Here is a 23,678-nt window from a genome sequence, read left to right as displayed (position 1 = left end):
AAACTAGAGAAACATGAAGCATGAAAGTTATTATTCTACCGAGAAAGGCTGGTGCCGTCATGTATTCTGTGCTTCTGGTAGACGATGAAGCGATCGAGCTGGAGACGATGGAGCATTATGTTCCTTGGGAGCAAGCCGGCATACAAGTCGCTGGAACGGCGCGTAACGGAAAGGAAGCGCTGGCCAAGCTGACCGAGCTCAAGCCGGACATTATCGTGACAGATGTGCGTATGCCCATCATGGACGGACTGGAATTTGGACGGCGTGCGAAGCAAATCGATAAGAGCGTCAAGCTTATTTATTTAAGTGGACATAATGAATTTCAATATATTAAGTCCGCCCTTAATATCGAAGCCGCAGGCTATTTGCTCAAGCCAATCGACATGGAAGAGCTGCTTGTGCTTCTGGAAAAAGTAAAGAAGAAATGCGAGGATGAGCAGCTTGCCAGCGAAGGCGGCGGCTGGCAGCTTGAGAAGCTGCTGCTGCGCATAGTGCGCGAGTCATCCGTGCAGCGACGGCTCGAATGGATTCGGCAATGGGAGAAAGCCGCTTCCGGCTTTCTCCCTCATCAATCTTTTGGAGCCGCTTACATGACTTTCGAGCATCCGGCATTTCGCAGCAAATCGGCTGATGGTGCAGCTGTAGACAAAGCACAGCAGCCATCCTCCTCCATTCTGCCCGCAGACGCAGCAGAGACTGTGCGGGATTTGCTCAAACGGAGACTAGACGCCGCTATTGTTCTGGAGACCGGACCAAACACGCTGTTTGTTCTATTCCAAGGAAACCCTCAGCAATGGGACATTGCTTATTGGGAGCTGCTCCGAGAGGAGCTGCTGGTAGTAACAGCGCAGGGGGAGGCCTTTGCGACCATTGGCTTGTCCGGCCCTTACAAAGGGTTCCATCTGCTGAAGGACGCGTATGAGGAGTCACAGCGCTGTAACGAAGAGAAGTTGTACCGGCAAGCCGGCTCCGTCATTCGAAGCGGCAGCGATGAGATAGTGAGGCAGACCGATATCCCTGTCGAGGGCGCAGCAGCTTCCCTTATTGCCGCCGTCCAAGCAGGCGATGCGGAGCGTGTGAGCTTGGTGCTGGACGACTGGTTTTGCAGCATGCGGCAGGAGCGAATCGAACGTAATTTCGCCGTTCGGGCGGTTATCCAAATATTGACCATTCTGGAGCAGCACTTCACATCCTTCATGGTAGGGCCGCTTCGCGATCAACTATTGGCGGATCACTGGAAGGAGCTGTCGTCACTCCCTACGATCGCCCATTATCACGCTTATGCGCTTCGATTCTGTTCGGAGCTGGTGAAGGCTGCAGCCGAACGTGATGTCGATCGCCATCAGTCGGTTGCTGAGCAGATTATGAAACTGATTGCGGAGCGCTATCATCTGCCTCTTACGGTGGAGGATATCGCCAAAGAGGTCTATTTGTCACCAAACTATGTCCGTACTATCTTTAAAGAAAAGACCGGCGAGACGATCCTTGATTACTTAACCCGAATCCGGATGAATCATGCGTCTGAGCTGCTGAAAGACCGTTCGCTGAAGGTGCGCGAGATCGCCCATCGGGTCAGCTATGAGAATGTATCCTATTTCTGCTCGGTATTCCAAAAGCATAAAGGCAGTACGCCTAACGAATACCGCAAATTGCAACTTTAGGCTGGAGTGGTCTGTCAATGAGGAAGCTTGTCGGATGGCTGATTAATCCCTTTTACAATTGGCGGCTTCGCGAGAAGCTGTTTGTCATGTTTTTGCTCGGGGGCATTCTCCCTTTGCTCTTTTTCGTTCAATATTCCTATTCAACGATTCGCAGCGAGCTCTCCTCCCAGATGGTAGCGAATACTGGCTCTACGGTAGCGCAAATCAATTCCAACCTGGAAAATAAGCTCGATACGTACACGAAGCTGTCTGCAACGCTGTACTTAGACTCCTCGCTGCGTGCCTATTTGACGAATGATTATTCGAAGGATCCGTCTCTGTTTGTGGATGCCTACAAATATATCAACAATTCTTTCGTCAACATGCTGACGACAAATCCAGACATTGATTCGATGACGATCTTTATTAGCAATGAAACACTGCCCACCGATGGTATGTACATCAAAGAAATGGATGACAGCTTTATGAGCTCCTTGCCCTACAAATCCCTGCGAGGAAGCTTTGGGGATGTCCGGTTTGTCACGTCGCCGCCTTTGCCCGACAAGCCGCCGATGTTCACACTGACACGTCTGCTGAATATTAGCAGCATGAACAACCCGTATGGCGTGCTGACGATTAATATTTTGGAATCTGATATTTTCCGGCTGATGGAGAAGGAAGCCAATGACAAAACAGTGCTGATCCTCAATGAAGAAGGTGTTGTTATGTCAGCCAAGGATAAAACGCTCCTTAATCAGCCGATTGACTTGCCGGATACCTTCCCCGAAGAGACAAATGGCAAATTCGACAGCACATATAAAGGCGAGAGAGTACTTGTCGTCTACAATACAACCAAATATGGCTGGAAAAGTGTATCGCTTATTCCATACAGTAGTTTTCTATCCAAAGCTCATTTGACGGCCAAACGCATACTCACATACGCGTTAATCAGCCTTGCACTCATGGCGATTATGATCTATGTGACTGCCCGGCTGTTCACCAAGAGGATGGAGAAGCTTGTCGGCATGATACGCCGCATCGAAAAAGAAGACTTCGAGCTTATCGACATTCGCCCGCTAGGACGAGATGAGATCGGTCAAATCGGCAATGCACTGCGGAAAATGGGCCAGCGTCTGAACTCCCTGATCTCCGACGTGTACATGAAGGAAATCGATAAGCGAGAGGCCGAGCTGAACGTGCTGCAAGCGCAGATTAACCCGCATTTCCTGTACAACTCGCTTGCCTCAATCTCGTCGCTCGCTATACGAAACACCGATCCAAGAATGAACAAGATGGTGACCGATTTGGCGAAGTTTTACCGTATCTCGTTAAACAAAGGCAAAAACACGCTGTCGGTGCATGAGGAAATTCAGATGACCCGCTATTATGTATCTATCCAACAAGTGCGGTTCGCCAATCTGCTCCGGGTTCACTACGAAATTGATGAATCAGTGCTGGCCTGTCCTATCGTCAAGCTGACGCTTCAGCCTTTCGTGGAAAACTGTATCAACCATGCGATATGGGATCATGAGCACGGCATCAATATTATTATTAGAGCCTATCGCGATGGTCAGGATATCCTGCTCAATGTGATTGATGATGGTATGGGGATGAGAATGCAAAGTGGTCTCCTGCCAATAAGTGAGGATACGTTGTCGGGCTATGGTGTGCGGAACGTGGATAATCGGATTAAGTTGTTGTTTGGCGAGACGTACGGGGTGACGATATTTAGTCGGCTTGGAATTGGGACGACGGTGACGATAAGGATTCCTGGTAGATAAGAACAAATTTAGGTTAAACGGCAACTGCACAATTAAATGTTCTTCCGATCGCCATTGCTCGGGGTTTCCTTGGAACAATTCCAATAGGATTGGAATCCCCTCACAAAAGCGACCACTACGTTTCTACAGAATCATTTAATTGTTCCGTTTGCATCTAACCTTAAACGCGTTCTTAAATTACCAAGGAAAAAGTACGTCACCAATATTGGGTTGACCGTTAAAAAAACGGCTGCGCTGGGTTTCCCCGGCACAGCCGTTTTGTTATTTCTTCAGTTTTACTTTGAAGAGCTTCGATTGAGCGCCTTCCAGGCTCACTTGGAGAGTGTCTTTGGCTTCGACTTTGGAGTTGGTCCATGCGTCTGTGAGCTCTACCATGGATGATGCTGATACGCCTAATGCCCGCTTCAGATCGACCGTTTTGACTGTTGGGTCGTTCGTGTAGTTGAACACAGCGAGGTAATAGTCCTGTTTGTCTTGGAGGACGAATACGTCCGCTGCGGAGTTGCCTGTGTTGCCTTCAACGGGACGGAAGGCTTCGCCGATCAGGGCAATATCGTTTACGTTTTTATTTGTCAGCAGCGATTTCATCAGCTTTTGTGTTTCCACATTGCTTACGTCATCAGAGTTCATGTAGACCGTGCCGGAAATAGCCGCGGAGTTAACCCGCGTCTGCGCCGCGTTATATGAGCCGCCTTTTGCGAGGGTCACATAATCCGGATCGGTGTAAGCATAGATGGTGCCGTTCTGCCACCAGCCATAGGTCAGATTGTTAAGCTGGTATTCCGTGCGGCTAAGGCTGCCATCAATATCACAGGAAATGCGTCTTGCATGCGCATATTGGCTAGGGAACATCGGTGCGATCGAAGCGCTGATGAACATTTTACCACCTAGTGTCTTGTTGATATGAGCCATTCCCTGGTTGTAAGCTTGAATACCGGTTTGCACCTTAGGATCATAATGCTGGCCTTCGAAGGAGCCGTGGCTCAGGAAGTCGATCTTGATGTATTCAAATCCGTAATCCAGGAACTTCTTGAATACATATTCAACGCGCTGCTTCGAGCCCGGATGTGTTGGATCGATGGCATATGCGCCATCCACCTTTGGAAGGATGTTGCCTGCGGCATCCCGAAGCACGATATCGCCGTAAGTGTACTTTCCGTTTGTCCCTTCTACAGGCTGGGACATATTGTCGCCCCAGTATACAAATGGACCATAGTAAATACCGGCTTTTTGTCCGTTTTTACGAATCACCTTCACTGCGTCACGCAGCTGCTGCTCGGACAGGTTATCCCAGTAGGAGTCCATATTGATATAGACGGTACCCTTGTTTGTGAAAGACTTTTGCAGATTAGCCTTAAAGAAATTGGATACCTCAACAACTTTATCGTAGCTGAGTGAGCTTTCATATGCTCCCCAGCTGTTCCAGCCAACCGGTACGCCGGAAGGTATACCTTTCTCGAACTTGAGAGGTGGAGCAACAGCCGCATTAGCCTCCCCGTAGTTCTCCAGCCCATCACGGTAATCCGCGTAATAACCAACAGCAATTTGAGGTGAAGTAATGGTTTTGCCCGATACTTTGCCATGCCTAATGCTGTCATGCGTTGATGTGAGCGATGTAAAACCGCCATACACCTTCAATTTATTTATCTTGTCGTTTGAACCACTCCAGAAAATACCCGTTTTCCAGACATCATGGGTAACCGAACCAATTACGAGACCACTGCGGCTGGTGTTATCATAGATGGCCGTCATCTCGGAGCTGATATAGTTATTATTATTGAGCGATGTATTGATCGTACGTGCCTGATAGCGGGACCATGCGTCATTGTCATATGGAGTAATCAGTACGCGGTTATCTCCATAGCTGCCAAGATCAACGCCACCGCTCGCATTCACAACAAGCGGAGCCATATCATTCGAGCTGACCGTAGAGCTGCTCACTACTTGCTGCGATACGAGGAAATAAGACTGATCCTCATACAGCTGGTAAATTTGCTTCATCGTCGGCAAGCCCTCACTGCGATTCTCAACCGTAATACGGACGCCTTTGCCATGTCCATCCTTTATTTTCTCAACTTCACTCAGCTTAAAGCTGTGGTCGCTGTATTTACTGCTGTCGAGCAGTTGATCTTCCAGCTGCGCGCTCGCATAAGCGCCTTTAACAAGCGTTTTGCCGTTCCAAGCGAATGCCGCAAGCCCTGATTCCGTATTGTACGTAACGCTGTAGGAGCCGGATACGAAGGTAGCTCCTTTTTCATGTGCCGTTACTTTGATAGAACCGTATTTTTTCGAATCAATCACTTTGCCAATCAAGCCAATGTTGTCTACCGGTCCTGGATCTTCGCCCGGATCTTCCGCAGCTGCAATCTCCAGCTTATCGATATCTGGTGACCAGCCACCGTCATCGTTGAAAGTAATCGTATTTGCTCCTGCTTTCAACTCAATCTCCAGCTTGAACACGCCAAGCGTATCCCAGTTTTCCGTCTTTGGCAGCGCGTAATTTTCTAAAGCGCCGTCATTGACGGCAATGGATACCGGACGTGGATCCCCCGAAATATAAGAAATGCTAAGCGTGTACACGCCTGCTTTTTCCGCCATTACATCTCGGAATTGCAGCGTAGAGCCGCCCCACAGATTACCCACCTTCTTGCCTCCTGAGCAATCGGTAGCCGCTGAACAGCCACTAACAGATGCATTACCCGTTAATACATTGATTGATGATTCTGCCTCGTATGCAGTACCCTCTACCGGCCCACCAGGACCATCAGATAACCGGAGCTCGATCCGGTCAATGTCTGGCGAGTAGCTGCCTTCATCATCCAACCGGATCGTGTTCACTCCTGCCTTTAATTCAAGCTCCAGTTCATAAACACCAAGCGTGTTCCAATCAACTGTACTCGGCAGATCATAGTGATCCACGTTACCATTGTTGATACTTACCCCAACCGACCTTGGATCTCCAGAAATATAGTGCACCGTCATCGTATATACACCAGCTGTCTCTACCGTCACCTCGTTGAAGGTCAGTGACGAGCCGCCCCACAGCCCTCCAACCAATTGCCCGCCCGAGCAGCCTACAGCTTCTTCGCAAGCTTTGATCTCTGCTTTGCCTGTAAGTGTATTGGCGGCCGCTTCTGCTTCATATGAATAGCTCCCATCAGCAGCTATAGAAGTGGTCGATTCCACACTTGCGGCGGCCTCAACTTCCCGCCCAGACGTTCCTCCAGCTAATTGGACAATCAGGACTGCAACCAGCAAGAGGAACAAGCCTTTACCGGACCATGCCCCATACTTCCTTTTCATTACATCAAGCCTCCTGTTCGTATCGAAAATGATGAAGCGCTTTCAAGATGCATTTTCAATGTAATTCAGAGAAGAGGCTTGAACAATCCCAATATTTAACGAAAAGTACGACAAACCGCCAAAGTTTGAAGCGGAACCCCTGCTCGCTCTTCCTTTGGCGGTTAGGTAACGATAAATAGGAATTAGGCCGTTTCAACCTCAACCAGCTTCAGCCGGTCATTCAACCGATAGCGCTTGCCTGCTTCCATCTGCAGGCTGATCTGCCTGCCTCCACATTTGACGATTGTCTCCAGATCGGAATACGCCGTTATTACCGCTTCAGTCAAACGGCCATCCTGCCAGGATGCCGCTGCTTCCGCATTCCCCTTTGCCCGCAAACCTTGATATGAACCAGCCGACCAGTCCACCGGCAAGGCGGGTAACAAATGAATGGAACCTGCATGACTTTGAAGCAGCATGTCGGCAATCGCTGCCGTACCACCAAAATTGCCGTCAATGACAAATATATTTGTCTCGGCACCAGCTACACCCGGCTTGGAATAGGACAGCAAGTTATCAAAGCAGAGCTCTCCGATCAAATGCCGGACATGCTTCACAGCCTGATTACCATCATGCAATCTGGAAAAACCAAGAGCGAACAACGCTGCCGTAAATTCAATATCTTCCCGCTCATCAAACAGCATCCGCCCCAGCAGTGTTTGCCTCATAGCCTCACTCAGCTCTGGCGTTTGCTCTGGCGTAATCTGGTTGCCGGGATAAACACCATACATGTGGGAGAAATGCCTGTGCTGCGGCTGCGCCTCAGCATAATCCTCCAGCCACTCCTGCAGCTGGCCACGCTTACCGATTTGCAGCGGCGGCAGCAGCTTAATCGCCGATCTCAGACGTTCTTGCAGCTCCACATCTGTCTCCAGCAGCTCCGCCGATTCCAGCACGAAGTCAAACAAATCGCGGACAAGCATTTGGTCCATCGTTGAGCCCATAGAGAGCTGCTGCTCCCCCTGCTCAGGAGGACCTGGATAGAAGCTATTCTCCGGCGAGGTTGACGGCCCAGTAACAAGCCAGCCGTATTTCGGATGCACCGTCATATAATCCAGGAAAAACAACGCCGCTTCCTTCATCACTGGATAGGCCTGATTCGATAAAAACTTACGGTCCATGCCGTATTCAAAATGCTCCTTCAGATGAGTCGCAATCCATAAGCCGCCCGTCACGTTTAAGCCCCACGATCTTCCCCAGCCAGGCGATACAAATCCCCATGCATTGGAGAACACATGCGCCACCCATCCCTCGCAGCCATAGAAATCTTCAGCAGCTGCGCGTCCCGCCTCTGCAAGCTGCTCAATATAATTCATAAGTGGAATGTGGCATTCCGCCAAATTACTTATTTCCGTCGGATAATAATTCATTTCGGTATTCACGTCAAGGTGGTAGTCGCAGCTCCATGCCATCGCGTTAGCCTCACCGTCATTCCAGATGCCCTGCAGATGAAGCGGCAGGCGCGAGTCATGCCGTGATCCAGCAATCGTCAAATATCGTCCATACTGATAAAACAAAGCGATAAGTCCGTTATCCTCCGAATCTCCAGCCCGCAGCCGTCGAAGCCGTTCGTCTGTCGGCAGAGCATCTAATGTGTCCGAGGAGCCTCCAAGATCAAGCTCTACGCGGCCAAACAGCATTTGATAATCACTAATATGATTGGCCCGCAGCTGCTCGAAGCCTTTTGCCTCCGCCGCTTCAAGCCGCTCCATACTCTCAGCCTTCCACCCGTCATCCATACGGCCATAGTCAGTCGCTGCCGCAAAATAAAGGACCACCTCATCGGCTTGCTTGACGACAAGGGCACCATCCTCGCCGAGTACCCTGCCACCTTTGGCGACAACCTTTAATCCACCTTCACACCAGACCCCGCAAGCTCCGTCGCTATGTATGTTTTCCGTTGCCTGAGTGCGGAAAGCCAGCTTATCCGAACCATCCAGCCAGGTATCAAACGTATTCGTTCTGCCCGATAGGCGCAGCGTAAGCGACACGCTTCCTATCCTATCACCTTGTATATGGGAGACCAGCACCCCATCCGCATGCGTCGCGAACGTTTCCCTGCGGATCGCCGCTCCTGATGTGCTTCTATACGATACCGTTGCGACAGCCCCTTCCAAATCCAGCTCCCGCATCAGTTCACTGCCATCATCATCCCCATAGGTGATAAGAATATCGCATAACGACAGGTTTGTACCGAAGTTTCCTTTCCTCGGCTCTAGCTGTTCTTCTGCGAGCTTGTCTCCAAGCACATAATCACCGCTGAAAAAAGCTTCCCTCATGACGGACAGCTTTCCTTTTGGATCCGGCCCCCCACCAAAGCGCTCCGGCTTACCCGACCAAAAAGTAACCTCTGTCATATTCCAGGTTTCGCTGTTGATGCCACCATGCAGCACAGCACCTAGCTGTCCATTTCCAAGCGGAAGCCCTTGCTTCCAGCTTGTAGCCGGCTGTCTATAAGTCATTTTCATCACAATCATCCTCTCTGGTGTTGGCTAATCATCCGCTTTAACGGTGAGAGCCCTTTCGCAAATTTCGCCACTATTGTAACATTGATCACAATAGACGTATTTGCTCACCAGTCCATTTAGTTGACGATTTATCCGGTAATTTTATGGATGATTGTACCCGAGATGGTGGGTCGATTGCCAAAGCAGGGGGAAAGCGATGAAAAACTTGAATGAATTAAAGCCTTATGTCGGTGATTCCATGCGTTATCTATATGTTGGCGGCTGGAATGAGAAGCTGCGTGTCTGCAATGTGTATGCATTCCATCTGTTTCTAGACGGGCCTGGCGAAATGGAAGTGAACGGGAAGCTGTACCCGATCGACCGGCATACCTTAATTTTCCTGCGCCCGGGTGAGCCCCATGCCTTCCATATTACAAAAGAACAACCACTCTCTTCCTTCAACCTCTATTGCGACATGTGGGCAGATGCATCTAATCCCGTATCTCTTAACCGGGTCTTCATTCACGCGCCGGAGCCATTCTCACTGGAGTCCAGCTCGGTGATGGAGTTATGCCCAGAGCTGGACTCGCTGCCAAGCTGTTTCTCACTCCAGCCCTATCCATGGCTTTACGATTCCTTCGTAACGTTAGCCAAGCAATTCGAAGAAGCTAAGCACTACCGTGCCGAACTGGTAAATAGCTTGCTGTACGCCTGGATGCTTAGCTGGCACAACGTTATTCACACCAGCCAACCAAGTGACTTCCGGATCGTCAAGCTGCTCGCGCACTTGAACGAGCACCCAGAGATACGCTCTTCCGTAGAGGAATGGTCGGGGATGTGTGGTCTGAAACGATCCTACTTCCATTCCCTCTTTCTGCGCGAAACGGGATATACACCAAGCGTCTACCGCCACAGACTGCTGATGAAGCAGGCTGCTCAACTACTCGTTGAAACGAATTATTCGGTGACAGCTATTGCCGAACGGCTTGGCTATCTATCCATACACCCGTTCACTCGCCATTTCAGCGCATTCCACGGTGTCAGTCCGCGAGCATACCGGCTGCAGCCATCTCCAGTCCTCATCTAACCTACTGTCACTTTTCGAATAGATGTCCAATCGTCTTAATATACAAAAAGAGGTTGTCCCCATTAAGGGAACAACCTCTTTTATATCACGCTTAGAAACTAAGCGTTGATTTTCTCTTTTGCAACGCCAGCAAGGGAGTTGAACGAGTTGATGTCGTTAACAGCCAGATCAGCAAGCATTTTGCGGTTTACTTCGATGCCAGCCAGTTTCAGGCCGTGCATGAATTTGTTGTAGGAAAGACCGTTCAGACGAGCAGCCGCGTTAATACGAACGATCCACAGTCTGCGGAATTGACGTTTGTTTTGACGACGGTCACGGTATGCGTAAAGAAGCGATTTACCAACTTGCTCCTTTGCTGTTTTAAACAGACGGTGTTTCGAACCGAAATAACCTTTTGCTAGTTTAAGAATTCTTTTACGACGACGAGCGCGGACAAAACCGCCTTTAACTCTTGCCATGAGTGGAAACCTCCCGTAGGTTGAATTGGATTATCTTATCTGAACAATTGCTACTATTTAAGGTTAGCGAGACCTTGTTGAATACGACGAACGTCGCCAGCTGCCATCAGTGGTTGGCCAGCAAGTACACGTTTTTGACGACCGGATTTGTGGGAAAGCAAGTGATTTCTGAACGCTTTATAGCGTTTTACTTTACCAGTACCAGTAATTTTGAAGCGGTCTTTCAGACTGCTGTGTGTTTTCATTTTAGGCATGTCGATTATCCTCCCTTTATTTAAGTGTTGCTTTTTGGTGCCAAAATCATAATCATGCTCCGGCCTTCCAGCTTCGGTGCACGTTCTACGCTGCATATTTCGGCAACCTCTTGCGCCAGACGATCCAGAATTTTCTGGCCGATCGACGCATGGGCGATTTCCCGTCCGCGGAAACGTACGGAAGCTTTAACCTTGTCGCCTTCACCCAAAAACTTAACGACATTACGGAATTTCGTTTGGTAGTCATGCTCGTCGATGTTGGCACGGAACCAAACTTCTTTAAGGTCGACGATCTTTTGATTCTTGCGTGCTTCTTTTTCTTTCTTCTGTTGCTCGTAACGGAATTTACCGTAGTCCATAATCCGGCATACCGGTGGTTTAGCCGTTGGTGCTACATTCACCAGGTCCAGACTAAGATCAATTGCCATTTGCATAGCTTCACGGATCGATTTGATGCCGATCTGCTCACCTTCCGCGCCAACAAGTCGTACTTCTCTGGCCCGGATCTCATCGTTGATTTGATGTTCTCTGCTAATAACGTGCCACCTCCAAGATAGGATGTTTATGTTTGTTTACAAAATAAAAAATGCGGGTTCGCACGAACCCGCATTGTATAACCGTTCATTATGGCCGCCCTTGTTACTTCACAAGGGAAGCAACTCGTTAACCTTAGTCGATTATCGCGAACCAGTCGGCTGTACCGAAAGGTGAGAAGCGGGTGCTTCTGCTTGTGCAAATATGTTTGTCAAAAACGTTACCGACATACTATAACATAATGGATTTATATGTGTCAACCCATTATATCACGTGTAATTATAGCTGTTTGCTTTGCACGTCCTCGAGACGAATAACACGTGTGTGCTGTGTGTGGCTCCACTTCTTGTTGTTTTGCGTGAAGAACGCGTGAACCGTAATTGGCCACCACGACAAGGTGAACAGCAAGAACGTTGGAATCCGCAGATACAGCTTCCATGGCACCTTCGCCATATACATCGAGAGCGGAATCTGAATAAATACGTAAGCCATGTAAGGCACACTCAGCCAAATCGGAAGCAGATTGTACACCGATTCCACGTCGTTGCCGCCAAACAGGACGATATCGCCCCAGATGATCGCAGCGATGAAGAAGCCGGCCAAATAGTTATATGCGTTAAAAACGTAGAGCGCAGCGTCAATCTTTGTCATGCTGCGATCTTTAATCCCCTGCCACAATAGCGGCAGCATGTATTTGCGTGTAACATCGAAATGTCCTTGCATCCAGCGCAGCCGCTGACGTGCCGATGCCTGGAACGTAATCGGCTTCTCGTCGAACACTTTCGCTTCGAAATTAAACTTCGGATAAATTCCCCGCTGAATACAGCGGACTGTAAACTCAAGGTCTTCTACGAGACTTGTTGCGCCCCAGCCCATTTCCTGCAGCAGCTTGGCATCAAAGCACATGCCCGTGCCTCCGAGGAAGTTAGCTAGACCAAGATTCGTGCGTGGCAGTTGCCAAAGTCGGTTACAGAACCAGTAGTTGATCGCATTAGCCGAGCTGATCCACGAGTCGTTCGGATTTTTTGTATCCAGGTAGCCTTGAATAACCCGGTGTCCATTAATCAAGTCATTGTTCATGTACTGCAGGAAGTCTGTTGCCACCAAATTGTCAGCATCAAAAATAGCGACGCCGTCATAACTTTTAGGCATTTTCCACAGTTCCTTCAGCATCCATTCTACTGCATAGCCTTTACCGCGCTGGCTTTTGTTATTACGAACGCAGGCATAAACGCCTTCATAGCTGTTCACAATATCGACGGTGCGGTCGGTACAATTATCGCAGATAACGAAAATATCGAACAGCTCGCGAGGATATTTCATTTTCATCAAGTTTTCAATAAGCGCCCCGACAACCTGTTCTTCATTATGCGCCGCGATAAGCAAAGCGAATGTCTTTTGCGGAGGATGGGATACATCTTCTTTTTTTCGGTGCCAGCCAAAACATGTCAAAAACAGTTGGTACAAGCCCAGCAATGCAAAGACAATTTGGAACACTAGCATGATCGTGTTGAACATTTTTCGGTACTGCCCCCTTGAGACCCCTTTTTAATTGCCCGTTCTAATCATCCTCATTCGGACGCTGACAGGCTCTTTACTATCATTTCTCTCATGTGTCCTTACGCCGCTTTTTTATTTGTATCAGCGATTCGTGAGACCTTTTTGATTTTCCACACAATGCTTATCTTTGTCAAAACCGCTATATCCCGCCATTACCGATTATCCAGCCATTAAAACGCTTGCATGCCAATCAGATGGTTACATTACCTCCTATTCCGCCCTATCGCCCTTATTTTCATCCATTTACTAATTTTTTAGCCCTTACGTCCAATACATACGTGCAAGCTTGAGACAATGTTCCCAGTTCATCACTTTGCTTTGTGACGAATCTGTGGCTGAATAGGTGTCGAATACCGCTCAAAGCTTGAAGCCAGCTTGTCGAAAATAGCCTCCCACGATTGTTTGAGGCCGTATAATCGGCCTTGCTCAGCCATTGCTGCACGCCGTTCGACATTGTTATAGAGCAGCTCCATAGCTTCCGCAAATGAATGTGCATCGGTCGAATCGCATAACATTCCTGTTACACCGTGCGAGACAGAATCGGTCACGCCGCCTTTGTCCGCACAGATAACTGGTGTTCCGCAGGCCATCGCCTCCAGCACAACATTGCCAAATGTTTCTGTCGCCGACGGAAACAAGAACAAATCCGCGGAAGCATACCACTTTTGTAAATCAGGCAGCGCCGTAAAACCAATAAAACGAGCATCGATTCCTTCACGGCGGCACCGTTCCTTAAGTGCATCTGCCGAAGGTCCATCGCCAGCGATAACAAAGACTGCTTCCGGACATGTATGGCGCCGAAAATCTGCAAAAGCATCAAGCGCGATATCGACATTTTTCTCAGGAGCTAGTCTTCCAACGTAAAGCACAACAAATCGACTGCTGTCGATTCCTTGCTGACACAGCCACTCCTCCCGGTCAACATTCGGATGGAAGACTTCCGTATCCATGCCTCGGCTCCATATTTCAAGCCGGCTGGCATCCCAGCCTTTATCCAATAAATCCTGATGAGTCGAATGAGAAGGTACATAAATGGACCGGCAATCTTGATGAAACCATTCCATATATCTCCATAACAGCTTTGCCATCCATTGCAAATTGTAAAACGGCAAATATTGATCAAAATGGGTATGATAGGACGCAACAAGCGGAATGTGAAGCTTGCGGGCATAATGAATGCCGCAAAGGCCGAGGTTAAATGGGGTAGCGACATGAATAATGGTCGGAGAAAACTCTTTTAACGCTCTGCGGATATGAATGGGATTAGGCAGTGCCAGACGGCACTCGGGGTATAAGAAGAATGGGAGACTTGCGAAGCGTTCCACTGAGCTTGACGTTTTGCCGCTTAACTTGCCGGAAGCCGGATCCGGCGCCAGGACAAGCACTTCGGCACCTTGCCGCTTCAAATAGTCCGTCCAGCGGCCAAGCGTGCGTGCCACACCGTTCACATCGGGCTCAAAGGTGTCGGTAAAAAGCGCAACTCTCATACAGGACGCCTCCTTATAATGAACCTTGATCGGTTCCAGTCTACAGAAGGACTGTTAGGCGATAATCAACCTGATTTTAAAAGTTCGTGAAGCTTAGAAAATATAAGCCTTCGTATAAACTTAAAACTTGCACAAGCTTCATTATTGAACAATAATAGGCAGATATCGATTATAATGTGTGGGAAAATGCTTACGAAGTAAGAATTGCTTCGCAATTCTTAAGTTAATGCTTACGAAGTAAGAATTGCTTCGCAATTCTTAAGTTAATGCTTACGAAGTAGAATTGCTTCGCAATTCTTTTAGGAGGAACCGGATGAGAAGAATGATTGGGTGGTTAAGATCAAGAGAAATGCAAATGATCCTGTGGGCGAATCAACGTCGTTCACAAAGCAGGCTTCATCGATGTCTTGGGCTATGGCTGAGCACGGTGACGCATGTTGGAGGAGCGTCATTTACACTCATCAGCTCATTCCTCGTTGCCATGTTTGCCCCAAACCCTTGGAGCTTAACTGGCTGGCAATGCTTTACGGCTGTATTCTTAAGTCATCTTCCTGTCTATGTCGTCAAACGAAAAATGAAGAGGCTGCGTCCTTATCAGGCATTAAACGGGGTAAATACGGGGAAAAAGCCGCTTGTTGATTCTTCTTTCCCTTCCGGGCATACAACAGCCATATTTGCATATATTATTCCCATTATTTCGGCAAGCGGGGTTTGGTTCCCGGTTGTCATGCCGATCGCAGCATTGTTAGCCCTGTCGGTCGCATGGTCCCGTATGTATCTTGGCCTGCATTATCCATCTGATGTCGCCGCCGGCGCGCTTGTCGGCACGCTGACGGCATTGACAGTTGAATATGGCTGGACTCTTACGTTATTTTAGAAAAATTTAATCTTCGGATTGGTCGCTTTGCTCGGCAGCTTCGGCTTCCTCGCGGAGCGACTTTTCTTTTTTACCGGCACGATATTCTTGCAGCACGGCTTCACCAATAACCGCTTCGAGGCGGAAAATCGGTTGGCCTTTCTCCATAAACTTCATCTCATATTCCGTAAAGACAAGATCCTCACGCGGTCCGTTTTTATGAAGATTAAGCGAGATATTACGAAGCTGCATCTCCACTTCTGCAAAGCTGTTCAAGGAAAACTCAAAGAGCGATTCCGAATCCGTCTTGAAATGGATTTCCCCACGCTCGCTCAGCAGCTGCGCATACTTCATCAGGAAGCGCGGATGTGTCAGCCTGCGGCGTGCATGCTTGCTTTTTGGCCATGGATCACTGAAATTAAGGTAAATCCGTTCGATCTCACCTGGCTCAAACATCTCTTCGATATGCTCGATATTCGCACGAAGCAGCGCCAGATTCGGCGGATCCTCTACCCCGCCCTCTTCCCAAATATCACGGGCTTTTTCGCTTGCACGACGAATAAGCTCATCATACATATCAACACCAATGTAGTTATTATCCGGGTTGCGGAAGCTCATATTGCTAATAAAACGGCCCTTCCCCATGCCAAGCTCCACATGGATTGGCTTATCATTGCCAAAAAATTCGCGCCACTTGCCTTTGAGCGGCTTTGCGTCGAGTACGACCAGCTCCGGCTGGGCCTCGATCGACTCGCGAATACCTTTTCTACCTCTTAAACGCATCTTGTATTGATCCTCCTACTAATTAAGCTAGTCCTTATTGTGCCCAAGATACACCGCCTTGTAAAGATGCAAGGTGCAGGAAGGCAAAAGAAAAAGCCTTCACGATGTGTAGAATCGTTAAGGCTTTACGTTTGTATGGATATTGTCATCGCTGTAAGTTTAAACAAGCAGTTGATAATCAATTGGTCCCTCAGATTGAATATCTCGGCAAGTATTCTCAATTACTTCATTCAATTTTTTGCGTGCCGATATTTCAATATTGTGATTATTATGGAATCGAATTCCTGAAAGCGCCATCAATTCTTTTACTGTTAATTCAACCGTTACCTTCTCATCACCATGCGGAATTCTTGTTTGTTGGCTCATTAAGATCACCTCATCGATTTATTTTACATTATTTCCAGTTTATCGACGTTTTATGACGATGGCTACGAATAAAGCATGTAAGGTTTTTTTATTGATATGTCGCACTTTTAATATAACAGTTCATGTAAGGTTTTTCAAGCCCAAATCTGACTTTTTGAAAAATAATTTCCAGCTCGTCTTCGTTCCTAATATGTCCTATTACGGTCCTATAATCCGGCGTGGCATTTCCCCCTTGTTTCCGATAAAATTGAGGTTGCAATTCTTATCGGGAAAAAGGAGAACGGCATGAACACTAATTTATTGCAATTAACGCCTGATCAGCCACAGCTGTGGGGCGATAAACGATTTCATACATGGAACTACGAGATGCGCGAGCAGTTCGGTGGCAAAGTATTCAAAGTCATGCTGGATGCCGGCTTCACTTGTCCGAACCGCGATGGCTCGATCGCAACAGGCGGCTGTACATTCTGCAGCGCCCGCGGCTCAGGTGATTTCGCCGGGAGACGGCGTGATGATCTTGTGACCCAATTCCATACCATTAAAGAGCGTCAGCATCAGAAATGGCCGGAAGCCAGCTACATCGGTTACTTCCAGGCCTATACAAATACGTACGCCCCCGTTGAAGAGCTGCGGGAATATTACGAAGTAATCCTGCAGCAGCCAGGCGTTGTTGGCCTGTCCATCGCAACACGGCCGGATTGCCTGCCGGATGATGTCGTTGATTACTTAGCTGAACTTAATGAGCGAACTTACCTCTGGATCGAGATGGGCCTTCAGACGGTACATGAGTCAACTTCTCAGCTGATTAACCGTGCCCATGATACGGCTTGTTATTTGGATGCCGTACGCCGCCTGCGCGAGCGCGGTATAAGGGTATGTGCACATATTATTTATGGCCTGCCGCAGGAGACGCATGAGATGATGCTCGATACGGGGCGTGCAGTCGCTCAGATGGATGTGCAGGGCATTAAGATTCACCTGCTCCATCTCATGCGCAAAACGCCAATGGTGAAGCAATATGAAGCTGGTCTTCTCCGGTTCCTGGAGCTGGAAGAGTACGTGAAGCTGATCGTTGACACCCTGGAATTCCTGCCTCCTGAGATGATTATCCAACGGCTTACCGGCGATGCTCCCAAAGATCTTCTCATCGGGCCGATGTGGAGCATGCAGAAATGGGTTGTGCTAAACGCCATTGATGCGGAGCTGAAGCGCCGCAATACTTGGCAAGGCAAGTTATGGGGGGCGATTTAATATGGGTTTTTTATCGATTCTCAGCATGGCGCATAAATGGATTGCCGAGCGCGTTCAGCCTGGCGATACCGTTATTGATGCTACGGCTGGCGGTGGAGTCGATACACTGGCACTTGCCGAGCTTGTAGGGCCACGCGGCACCGTACATGCCTTTGACATCCAGCAGGATGCGCTTGACCGGACACGGGAGCGGCTTATCTCCTATACTCATCAGGACAAGCTTGCTCAAGTCGAGCTGCATCTGGCAAGCCATGCCCTTATGGCAGAGGCTGTTGATCCTTCCGCAGCAGGTACGGTTGCAGCTGTAATGTTCAATCTCGGCTATTTGCCTGGCGGCGATGAGACAGTTATTACCGTCCCGGAAACAACAATTACCGCTCTCCATGCAGCGCTGTCTTTGCTGCGCCGCGGCGGCATTGTCACCGTCGCCTTGTATCCGGGACATCCCGGTGGTGCGGACGAAGCAGATGTCGTCGCCGATTGGGTCGCAAACCTGCCGGGAGCTTCCTATACCGCGGTGCTGTATCGGCAGCCACAAAGAGACACCGCGCCATATCTGATTGCAGTGGAGAAAAGATAGGGCTAGATGCTGGTTAACAGCTATTCCTCTCCCCTCCCATCAACCCTGAAATCCGACTGAAATTCGTCGATAAGGCCCTTTGGGGGCCTTATCTTCCTCGATTTGGTCAGTCTGTACAGCTTTAAGGAAGGTCCTTAAAGGACCTTATGACTGCACCCCCTCCGTTTTAACAGCAACTCCGCTCTGGCTCCCTAGTAATTAGTCCTGTTCATAAGTAAATAAATTACTCCCGCTCCACATCTTGCTCTTCAGATTATTTTCTGATACGCTCATATCAACTTATTAAAGATGTTTAATAAGTCTCTATAGAGGAGCTGTTCATCTTGCAAACAACGCCAAAAGATATGAAAAACATCATTCTCCATGGCCTGCGTTCCACTCTGCTTACGCTTGGAAGTGCTACGAAAGCGGAGCTTAGCCAAAAGCTGGGAATCAGCTTTCCGACCATCAGCAAGTTTCTAACGCAAATGGAAGCAAGCGGTGAGCTTCTTCTTGTTGGTCTCGACGATTCAAGCGGTGGAAGAAGAGCGCAGCGCTACTCCTATAATCCGGAGTTCATGCTTGGACTTGCAATTGTATTCGAGAAGTCTGATTTGAGTTATACGATATTTAACTGTGCGGGTGAAGTGAAGGAGCATGGCACCACCTCCAGCGCTTTCATCAATGACGTCCCCAGCTTAACGGAGCACATCAAACAACTCATCAAGACCCATCCAAAAATCAAATCCATTGCCATCGGCGTACCAGGCGCGGTCAACAACGGACGAATTATTCATATGCCCGATTACATCCACTTTCAGAATTTCGATTTGAAGCGTCATCTGGAAGAGCAATTGGCGCTGCCCGTCGTCGTTGAAAACGATATGAATGCCGCTGTCCTAGGGTACTACAAGACCGTCGGACAACAGGCTCATTCATCCCTGGTCTATCTATACTTCGGACAATTTGGTCCTGGTGCCGGCATTATGATTAATGGAGATGTAGTTAGAGGAAGTACGTTTTTCTCCGGCGAGGTATCTTATGTGCCTCAATACGATGACCGTAATTTTCAGCAAGCGATGCATAAGAAGGCCGATAACGATAGGCTTGATGCCATCAGCAGACTGATTGCTTCCTTTACAGCGATTATTAACCCGCACGCCATTATTTTTAACAATGCCGAGGTTAACAGCTCCGTTCTTGAGCAGATTGCAAGGCAAAGCGCTGTATATATCCCGCAAGAGCATCTCCCGTTGCTGACAACTAGTGATCTGAAACAGGATTATATGAACGGCTTGTTGAGCCTTGGGCTGGATCTTATGATTACCGAAACTAGCAGCAGTACAGGAAAAAATGAATATAGAAACAGGTGAAACCGTATGGCTACTTTCTTTTTGATTATTATTTATTTAGCTTTCATCAGTTTAGGTCTCCCGGATTCCTTGCTTGGATCCGCATGGCCGGTTATGAGGCCGGAACTTGACGCCCCTCTTGGAGCAGCAGGCCTGCTTTATATGACAATCGCTGCAGGTACCATTGTATCCAGTCTTGCGAGCGGAACTATCTTAAGACGCTTTGGTACGGGAAGAGTGACGCTTGTCAGCTGCATCATGACCGCCGGCGCATTACTCGGATATTCCACCTCCCCTTCCCTGGCATGGCTGCTTGTATGTGCTATTCCGCTTGGGTTAGGTGCAGGAGCAGTTGATGCTGGCCTAAATAATTATGTAGCTGCTCATTATAAAGCTCATCATATGAGCTGGCTGCACTGCTTCTGGGGTGTCGGGGCAACACTTGGTCCGGTCATCATGGCTCAGTTCATTTCGAATAACGCCTGGAGATACGGCTATCTGACCGTTGCTGCAATCCAATGTGCACTTGTTGTTATCTTGTTCTTCACCCTTCCTTTATGGGATAGGGTCGCTAAGATTCATAAAGCCAATGCAAACTCAGATCATATGGAGATAACAGATGTACTCCCGGATGAGGACTCCTCAACACCTCCGCTGAAGATCAAAGGCGTCAAGCTTGCACTTGTCTCTTTCTTATTGTACTGCGGCATCGAAGCAACCATTGGTCTATGGGGCGCAAGCTTCCTCGTGAATATGAAGGATGTGTCCGCGTCAACAGCAGCCCAATGGGTGTCGCTTTACTATGCAGGCATCACAGCCGGCCGGTTTATAACAGGCTTCATCACCTTTAAAGTAAGCAACCGCAATCTTATACGCGGAGGCCAAGTGATCGCCTTGATTGGTGCTCTGCTGCTCTTCCTTCCGCTGCCTGACAGCTTCTCATTTGCAGGATTTATGATTATAGGATTTGGTCTCGCACCAATCTATCCTTGTATGCTGCATGAAACGCCCGTACGGTTCGGGAAAAAGCATTCGCAGACCATTATGGGCTATCAAATGGCTGTTGCTTATACTGGCAGCACGCTGATGCCGCCGCTATTAGGCCTGCTTGCTTCTTCGATCACAATTGGAATCCTCCCGATGTATCTTGTCATTTGTGCAGCAGCGTTGCTCTTGTTCTCCGAGCGGTTAAATGCTTTTTTGAAGAAAAAGGTTCAAACTGGGCAAATTGTAAACGAATCGATCTCATCCTAAACACAAAAAAACAAAAAAAACTGCCGAGAATCCCGGCAGTTTTTTTGTGTTTTATTACACCAATAGTCCGTTTACTGGAGCTGCTGCTGCTTTCGCCTGCCGCGACGCTTTGACCGCTTCCCCAATTTTCTCGATAATACCGTCCATCGATACAGGGTCATTGACATCGTATTCGTCAATATTTAGCCGGATCACCGGACACGCATTAAATTCACCGATCCAAGCCGCATAACGTTCATGCATACGCTCCCAATAGGTACGTTCCGTCTGAATTTCCATTTCCCGTCCACGTACTTCGATCCGATTCAGAATAGATGGCAAGCTGCCTTCCAAGTAGATCAGCACGTCCGGATGTGGAAAATACGGAGTCATCACCATCGCTTCGAACAAGCTGGTGTATGTCTCATAGTCAGTTGAGCTCATTGTCCCCTGGTCCGCATGCATTTTCGCGAAGATGCCGGTATCCTCATAAATGGAACGGTCCTGTATAAAGCCTCCGCCTGCCTCAAAAATCGTCTTCTGCTCCTTAAAACGCTCGGCCAAAAAATAAATTTGCAGATGAAAGCTCCATCTTTCAAAATCATGATAAAACTTCTCCAGATACGGATTATGATCGACTTGCTCCAGCGAAGTGTTAAAGCCCAGGCGCTCAGCCAGAGCTGAAGTTAGAGTCGATTTGCCGACACCAACCGTACCAGCAATAGTGATCAGCGAGTCAGAAGGAATAAAATGATTCATATAAATAGCTCCTTTGTACATGCATAAAAGGCTGCACCGTCCTTAGGAGGGCAGCACAAAAAAACATTCCACACAGCTTCTTATTTTATCATATGGGTAACCGGGAGCAATGGTTTAATATCCCTGAGTTCTGGAGGGTTCTGAAAAAGAAGAAAGCACAGTCTCCTCATCCTTTTGAGGGTCTGTGCCTTTTTGTTATCTTATTCGATTAGTTCTGGCTTTACATTTAACACAGATGTCATCAATCCCGGAAATATCTGCTCAAGGTCGTCTGTCCGTAAGGAATAAAAATGCTGCGTCCCTTCAATTCTTACCTTGGTCACACCTGCCTCCCGAAGGACTTTTAGATGATGAGTAAGTGTCGACTTGGGCATCAAGTCATGATAGATCGTACAATTTTGTTCCTTCTGATCTTGAAGGCTGAGCACAATCTGCAAGCGCCGCGGATCGCTTAAGGCGTGCAGAACCGTTGATAAACGAATTTCGCTTGTTTGTGGTTGATATTGTTTTCTCATATGACAAGAATAACATATAAACACGTACCATTCAAATTACTAATGTACCAAAATACTAGTACTTTAAAATAATGGTTGACTTCCTGCGTTCGTATGTTATTATCCTATTGTACTAGAAAATTCGAACAAAAAGAAAATTCAACCAGCTGCCCAAAAACGATTGTAAGGAGAGGGATAGACTATGGCTAAATATTTTATTATTTACATTCTTGCCTTTGGTGTCTTTGGTATTATCAATACAGAAATGGGGGTCATCGGAATCATGCCCCAGATCTCTCAGCAATTCGGCATAAGCGCCTCTCAAACCGGCTTGCTTGTCAGTCTCTTCGCCTTAGCTGTTGCAATTGCAGGCCCTGTGATGCCCTTACTATTCTCGGGAATGAATCGTAAGAAAGTGATGCTTCTTGTTATTGGACTTTTTGTCATCTCCAACGTCGTTTCCGTTTATGCCCCTAACTTCACCGTACTCTTAATCGCTCGCATCGTCCCCGCTTTCCTCCATCCGGTCTTCTTCTCGGTAGCATTTGTAGCAGCCGCTAATATGGTCAGCAAAGAGAAGGTCACTCAAGCGACCTCCAAAGTATTCATGGGCGTCACTGCCGGAATGGTCATTGGCACGCCGATCTCCTCTTTTATCGCTGACACCATTTCCCTTGAAGCTTCGCTCTGGTTCTTTGCAGTCGTCAATGCCATTACCTTCACAGCGATCAGCTTCTTCGTTCCATCGATGCCTGTACAAGAGAAGCTAACCTACGGTGCACAATTAAGTGTCTTGAGAAAACCTCTGGTCTGGATTAGTATAGCAACCGTCATTTCCATAAACTCGGCTATGTATGCCATGTACAGCTTCTTCGCGGAGTATCTGAATGACGTAACGCATATGTCGGGCAAACAAATCAGCCTCATGTTAATCCTGTTTGGTGTAACAGGTGTTGCAGGCAATCTGCTAGCGGGCAAATCTCTTCACCAAAAAGCGATTCCAACTGCTCTCGTTTATCCTCTTGTTTTTGGAGTCATCTACACGCTCGTGTTCGTCTTCGGACATTATTCAACGCCAATGATTATCCTTATTGCGGTATGGGGAGTCCTCTTCACCCTGGGACTTAATATTTCTCAATATTGGATTACTTCAGCCGCACCGGAAGCGCCTGATTTCGCGAACGGTTTATTCGTAGCCTTTGCCAATCTGGGTATTACAGTTGGTACGTTTATCGGTGGAGCCTTCATCACAGGGATGGGCACACAATACACGGCGATAGCCGGCTTAATCTTCCTCGCGGTTAGCCTCGTCCTGATTATTGTGAGAGCTTCACTCTACAGCCCTAAACAACAAGTGAAAATAGGAGAGAGTTCGGTTGTAAACAGCTGAAGAAGAAACAAAAAAAGAAACAAAAAAGAAGCCGCTCTTAGATAG

Annotated in this window: 20 protein-coding genes; 9 read left to right on the top strand and 11 right to left on the bottom strand. The window is 48.1% G+C overall.

Annotated features, from left to right (window positions below):
- Nucleotides 1-20 precede the first annotated feature (20 nt).
- Entirely contained in the window at nucleotides 21-1,661 is a 1,641-nt protein-coding gene (locus FHS17_RS27365; RefSeq protein ID WP_167282149.1) for a response regulator, read from the top strand.
- Nucleotides 1,662-1,678: 17 nt separating this feature from the next.
- On the top strand, nucleotides 1,679-3,421 hold the full coding sequence (locus tag FHS17_RS27360; protein WP_167282146.1) for a sensor histidine kinase: 1,743 nt from the start codon (nucleotides 1,679-1,681) through the stop codon (nucleotides 3,419-3,421).
- 261 nt (nucleotides 3,422-3,682) lie between these two features.
- Here FHS17_RS27360 and FHS17_RS27355 read toward each other — a convergent pair whose 3' ends face one another.
- Both FHS17_RS27355 and FHS17_RS27350 read right to left on the bottom strand, forming a co-directional pair.
- Nucleotides 3,683-6,724 carry a carbohydrate-binding protein gene (locus tag FHS17_RS27355; RefSeq protein WP_167282144.1) on the bottom strand — a complete coding sequence of 1,014 codons (3,042 nt, stop codon included), beginning with the start codon at nucleotides 6,722-6,724 and terminating at the stop codon, nucleotides 3,683-3,685.
- A gap of 182 nt (nucleotides 6,725-6,906) precedes the next feature.
- Nucleotides 6,907-9,231 (bottom strand): glycoside hydrolase family 95 protein, encoded by a 2,325-nt coding sequence (locus FHS17_RS27350; protein ID WP_243865569.1) that lies wholly within the window; start codon nucleotides 9,229-9,231, stop codon nucleotides 6,907-6,909.
- A gap of 196 nt (nucleotides 9,232-9,427) precedes the next feature.
- Between FHS17_RS27350 and FHS17_RS27345 the strand changes: the two genes are divergently transcribed.
- The gene (locus FHS17_RS27345) at nucleotides 9,428-10,297 is read left to right on the top strand and encodes a helix-turn-helix transcriptional regulator (RefSeq protein WP_167282140.1); all 870 of its coding nucleotides are present in this window, start codon (nucleotides 9,428-9,430) and stop codon (nucleotides 10,295-10,297) included.
- A 98-nt stretch (nucleotides 10,298-10,395) separates the two neighbouring features.
- Here FHS17_RS27345 and rplT read toward each other — a convergent pair whose 3' ends face one another.
- The 5 genes from rplT to FHS17_RS27320 all read right to left on the bottom strand — a co-directional run bounded on the left by rplT (nucleotide 10,396) and on the right by FHS17_RS27320 (nucleotide 14,590).
- On the bottom strand, nucleotides 10,396-10,755 hold the full coding sequence (rplT, locus tag FHS17_RS27340) for a 50S ribosomal protein L20 (protein WP_167282138.1): 360 nt from the start codon (nucleotides 10,753-10,755) through the stop codon (nucleotides 10,396-10,398).
- A 53-nt stretch (nucleotides 10,756-10,808) separates the two neighbouring features.
- The gene (gene rpmI, locus FHS17_RS27335) at nucleotides 10,809-11,009 is read right to left on the bottom strand and encodes a 50S ribosomal protein L35 (protein ID WP_091186665.1); all 201 of its coding nucleotides are present in this window, start codon (nucleotides 11,007-11,009) and stop codon (nucleotides 10,809-10,811) included.
- 20 nt (nucleotides 11,010-11,029) lie between these two features.
- On the bottom strand, nucleotides 11,030-11,527 hold the full coding sequence (gene infC / locus FHS17_RS27330; RefSeq protein ID WP_167282366.1) for a translation initiation factor IF-3: 498 nt from the start codon (nucleotides 11,525-11,527) through the stop codon (nucleotides 11,030-11,032).
- Nucleotides 11,528-11,822: 295 nt separating this feature from the next.
- Nucleotides 11,823-13,061: a glycosyltransferase family 2 protein gene (locus tag FHS17_RS27325; RefSeq protein ID WP_167282136.1), complete on the bottom strand. Its 1,239-nt coding sequence runs from the start codon at nucleotides 13,059-13,061 to the stop codon at nucleotides 11,823-11,825.
- Between the two features lie 350 nt (nucleotides 13,062-13,411).
- Complete coding sequence (locus FHS17_RS27320) at nucleotides 13,412-14,590, bottom strand: glycosyltransferase family 4 protein (protein WP_167282134.1); 1,179 nt, start codon at nucleotides 14,588-14,590, stop codon at nucleotides 13,412-13,414.
- 313 nt (nucleotides 14,591-14,903) lie between these two features.
- Here FHS17_RS27320 and FHS17_RS27315 point away from each other — a divergent pair, with 313 nt between their 5' ends.
- The gene (locus FHS17_RS27315; protein WP_167282132.1) at nucleotides 14,904-15,467 is read left to right on the top strand and encodes a phosphatase PAP2 family protein; all 564 of its coding nucleotides are present in this window, start codon (nucleotides 14,904-14,906) and stop codon (nucleotides 15,465-15,467) included.
- 6 nt (nucleotides 15,468-15,473) lie between these two features.
- On the opposite strand, the gene trmB is transcribed toward FHS17_RS27315, so the two are convergent.
- Both trmB and FHS17_RS27305 read right to left on the bottom strand, forming a co-directional pair.
- Nucleotides 15,474-16,229 (bottom strand): tRNA (guanosine(46)-N7)-methyltransferase TrmB, encoded by a 756-nt coding sequence (gene trmB / locus FHS17_RS27310; RefSeq protein WP_167282130.1) that lies wholly within the window; start codon nucleotides 16,227-16,229, stop codon nucleotides 15,474-15,476.
- Between the two features lie 159 nt (nucleotides 16,230-16,388).
- Entirely contained in the window at nucleotides 16,389-16,595 is a 207-nt protein-coding gene (locus tag FHS17_RS27305) for a hypothetical protein (RefSeq protein WP_167282127.1), read from the bottom strand.
- A 285-nt stretch (nucleotides 16,596-16,880) separates the two neighbouring features.
- Between FHS17_RS27305 and mnmL the strand changes: the two genes are divergently transcribed.
- From mnmL to FHS17_RS27285, 4 genes are all read left to right on the top strand, one after another.
- On the top strand, nucleotides 16,881-17,846 hold the full coding sequence (mnmL, locus tag FHS17_RS27300) for a tRNA modification radical SAM protein MnmL/YtqA (RefSeq protein WP_167282125.1): 966 nt from the start codon (nucleotides 16,881-16,883) through the stop codon (nucleotides 17,844-17,846).
- Nucleotide 17,847: 1 nt separating this feature from the next.
- Entirely contained in the window at nucleotides 17,848-18,426 is a 579-nt protein-coding gene (mnmM, locus tag FHS17_RS27295) for a tRNA 5-(aminomethyl)-2-thiouridylate-methyltransferase MnmM (protein WP_167282123.1), read from the top strand.
- Nucleotides 18,427-18,731: 305 nt separating this feature from the next.
- The gene (locus tag FHS17_RS27290; protein ID WP_415639923.1) at nucleotides 18,732-19,778 is read left to right on the top strand and encodes an ROK family transcriptional regulator; all 1,047 of its coding nucleotides are present in this window, start codon (nucleotides 18,732-18,734) and stop codon (nucleotides 19,776-19,778) included.
- Between the two features lie 6 nt (nucleotides 19,779-19,784).
- Nucleotides 19,785-21,011: an MFS transporter gene (locus FHS17_RS27285; protein ID WP_167282121.1), complete on the top strand. Its 1,227-nt coding sequence runs from the start codon at nucleotides 19,785-19,787 to the stop codon at nucleotides 21,009-21,011.
- Nucleotides 21,012-21,065: 54 nt separating this feature from the next.
- Here FHS17_RS27285 and FHS17_RS27280 read toward each other — a convergent pair whose 3' ends face one another.
- Complete coding sequence (locus FHS17_RS27280; RefSeq protein ID WP_167282119.1) at nucleotides 21,066-21,749, bottom strand: deoxynucleoside kinase; 684 nt, start codon at nucleotides 21,747-21,749, stop codon at nucleotides 21,066-21,068.
- A gap of 200 nt (nucleotides 21,750-21,949) precedes the next feature.
- On the bottom strand, nucleotides 21,950-22,264 hold the full coding sequence (locus FHS17_RS27275; protein ID WP_167282117.1) for an ArsR/SmtB family transcription factor: 315 nt from the start codon (nucleotides 22,262-22,264) through the stop codon (nucleotides 21,950-21,952).
- 181 nt (nucleotides 22,265-22,445) lie between these two features.
- Here FHS17_RS27275 and FHS17_RS27270 point away from each other — a divergent pair, with 181 nt between their 5' ends.
- Nucleotides 22,446-23,633: an MFS transporter gene (locus tag FHS17_RS27270; RefSeq protein ID WP_167282115.1), complete on the top strand. Its 1,188-nt coding sequence runs from the start codon at nucleotides 22,446-22,448 to the stop codon at nucleotides 23,631-23,633.
- Nucleotides 23,634-23,678 lie beyond the last annotated feature (45 nt).

It is taken from the genome of Paenibacillus lupini, from assembly GCF_011761355.1.
In the GTDB taxonomy this organism is placed as follows: domain Bacteria; phylum Bacillota; class Bacilli; order Paenibacillales; family Paenibacillaceae; genus Pristimantibacillus; species Pristimantibacillus lupini.
This window is presented reverse-complemented; position numbering and strand designations above follow the sequence as displayed.

Excerpts from the sequence above, each read along its gene's own strand:
- FHS17_RS27365 (WP_167282149.1), top strand. The coding sequence starts at position 21 with ATGAAAGTTATTATTCTACCGAGAAAGGCTGGTGCCGTCATGTATTCT.
- FHS17_RS27360 (WP_167282146.1), top strand. The coding sequence starts at position 1,679 with ATGAGGAAGCTTGTCGGATGGCTGATTAATCCCTTTTACAATTGGCGG.
- FHS17_RS27355 (WP_167282144.1), bottom strand. The coding sequence starts at position 6,724 with ATGAAAAGGAAGTATGGGGCATGGTCCGGTAAAGGCTTGTTCCTCTTG.
- FHS17_RS27350 (WP_243865569.1), bottom strand. The coding sequence starts at position 9,231 with ATGAAAATGACTTATAGACAGCCGGCTACAAGCTGGAAGCAAGGGCTT.
- FHS17_RS27345 (WP_167282140.1), top strand. The coding sequence starts at position 9,428 with ATGAAAAACTTGAATGAATTAAAGCCTTATGTCGGTGATTCCATGCGT.
- rplT (WP_167282138.1), bottom strand. The coding sequence starts at position 10,755 with ATGGCAAGAGTTAAAGGCGGTTTTGTCCGCGCTCGTCGTCGTAAAAGA.
- rpmI (WP_091186665.1), bottom strand. The coding sequence starts at position 11,009 with ATGCCTAAAATGAAAACACACAGCAGTCTGAAAGACCGCTTCAAAATT.
- FHS17_RS27325 (WP_167282136.1), bottom strand. The coding sequence starts at position 13,061 with ATGTTCAACACGATCATGCTAGTGTTCCAAATTGTCTTTGCATTGCTG.
- FHS17_RS27320 (WP_167282134.1), bottom strand. The coding sequence starts at position 14,590 with ATGAGAGTTGCGCTTTTTACCGACACCTTTGAGCCCGATGTGAACGGT.
- FHS17_RS27315 (WP_167282132.1), top strand. The coding sequence starts at position 14,904 with ATGAGAAGAATGATTGGGTGGTTAAGATCAAGAGAAATGCAAATGATC.
- trmB (WP_167282130.1), bottom strand. The coding sequence starts at position 16,229 with ATGCGTTTAAGAGGTAGAAAAGGTATTCGCGAGTCGATCGAGGCCCAG.
- FHS17_RS27305 (WP_167282127.1), bottom strand. The coding sequence starts at position 16,595 with ATGAGCCAACAAACAAGAATTCCGCATGGTGATGAGAAGGTAACGGTT.
- mnmL (WP_167282125.1), top strand. The coding sequence starts at position 16,881 with ATGAACACTAATTTATTGCAATTAACGCCTGATCAGCCACAGCTGTGG.
- mnmM (WP_167282123.1), top strand. The coding sequence starts at position 17,848 with ATGGGTTTTTTATCGATTCTCAGCATGGCGCATAAATGGATTGCCGAG.
- FHS17_RS27285 (WP_167282121.1), top strand. The coding sequence starts at position 19,785 with ATGGCTACTTTCTTTTTGATTATTATTTATTTAGCTTTCATCAGTTTA.
- FHS17_RS27280 (WP_167282119.1), bottom strand. The coding sequence starts at position 21,749 with ATGAATCATTTTATTCCTTCTGACTCGCTGATCACTATTGCTGGTACG.
- FHS17_RS27275 (WP_167282117.1), bottom strand. The coding sequence starts at position 22,264 with ATGAGAAAACAATATCAACCACAAACAAGCGAAATTCGTTTATCAACG.
- FHS17_RS27270 (WP_167282115.1), top strand. The coding sequence starts at position 22,446 with ATGGCTAAATATTTTATTATTTACATTCTTGCCTTTGGTGTCTTTGGT.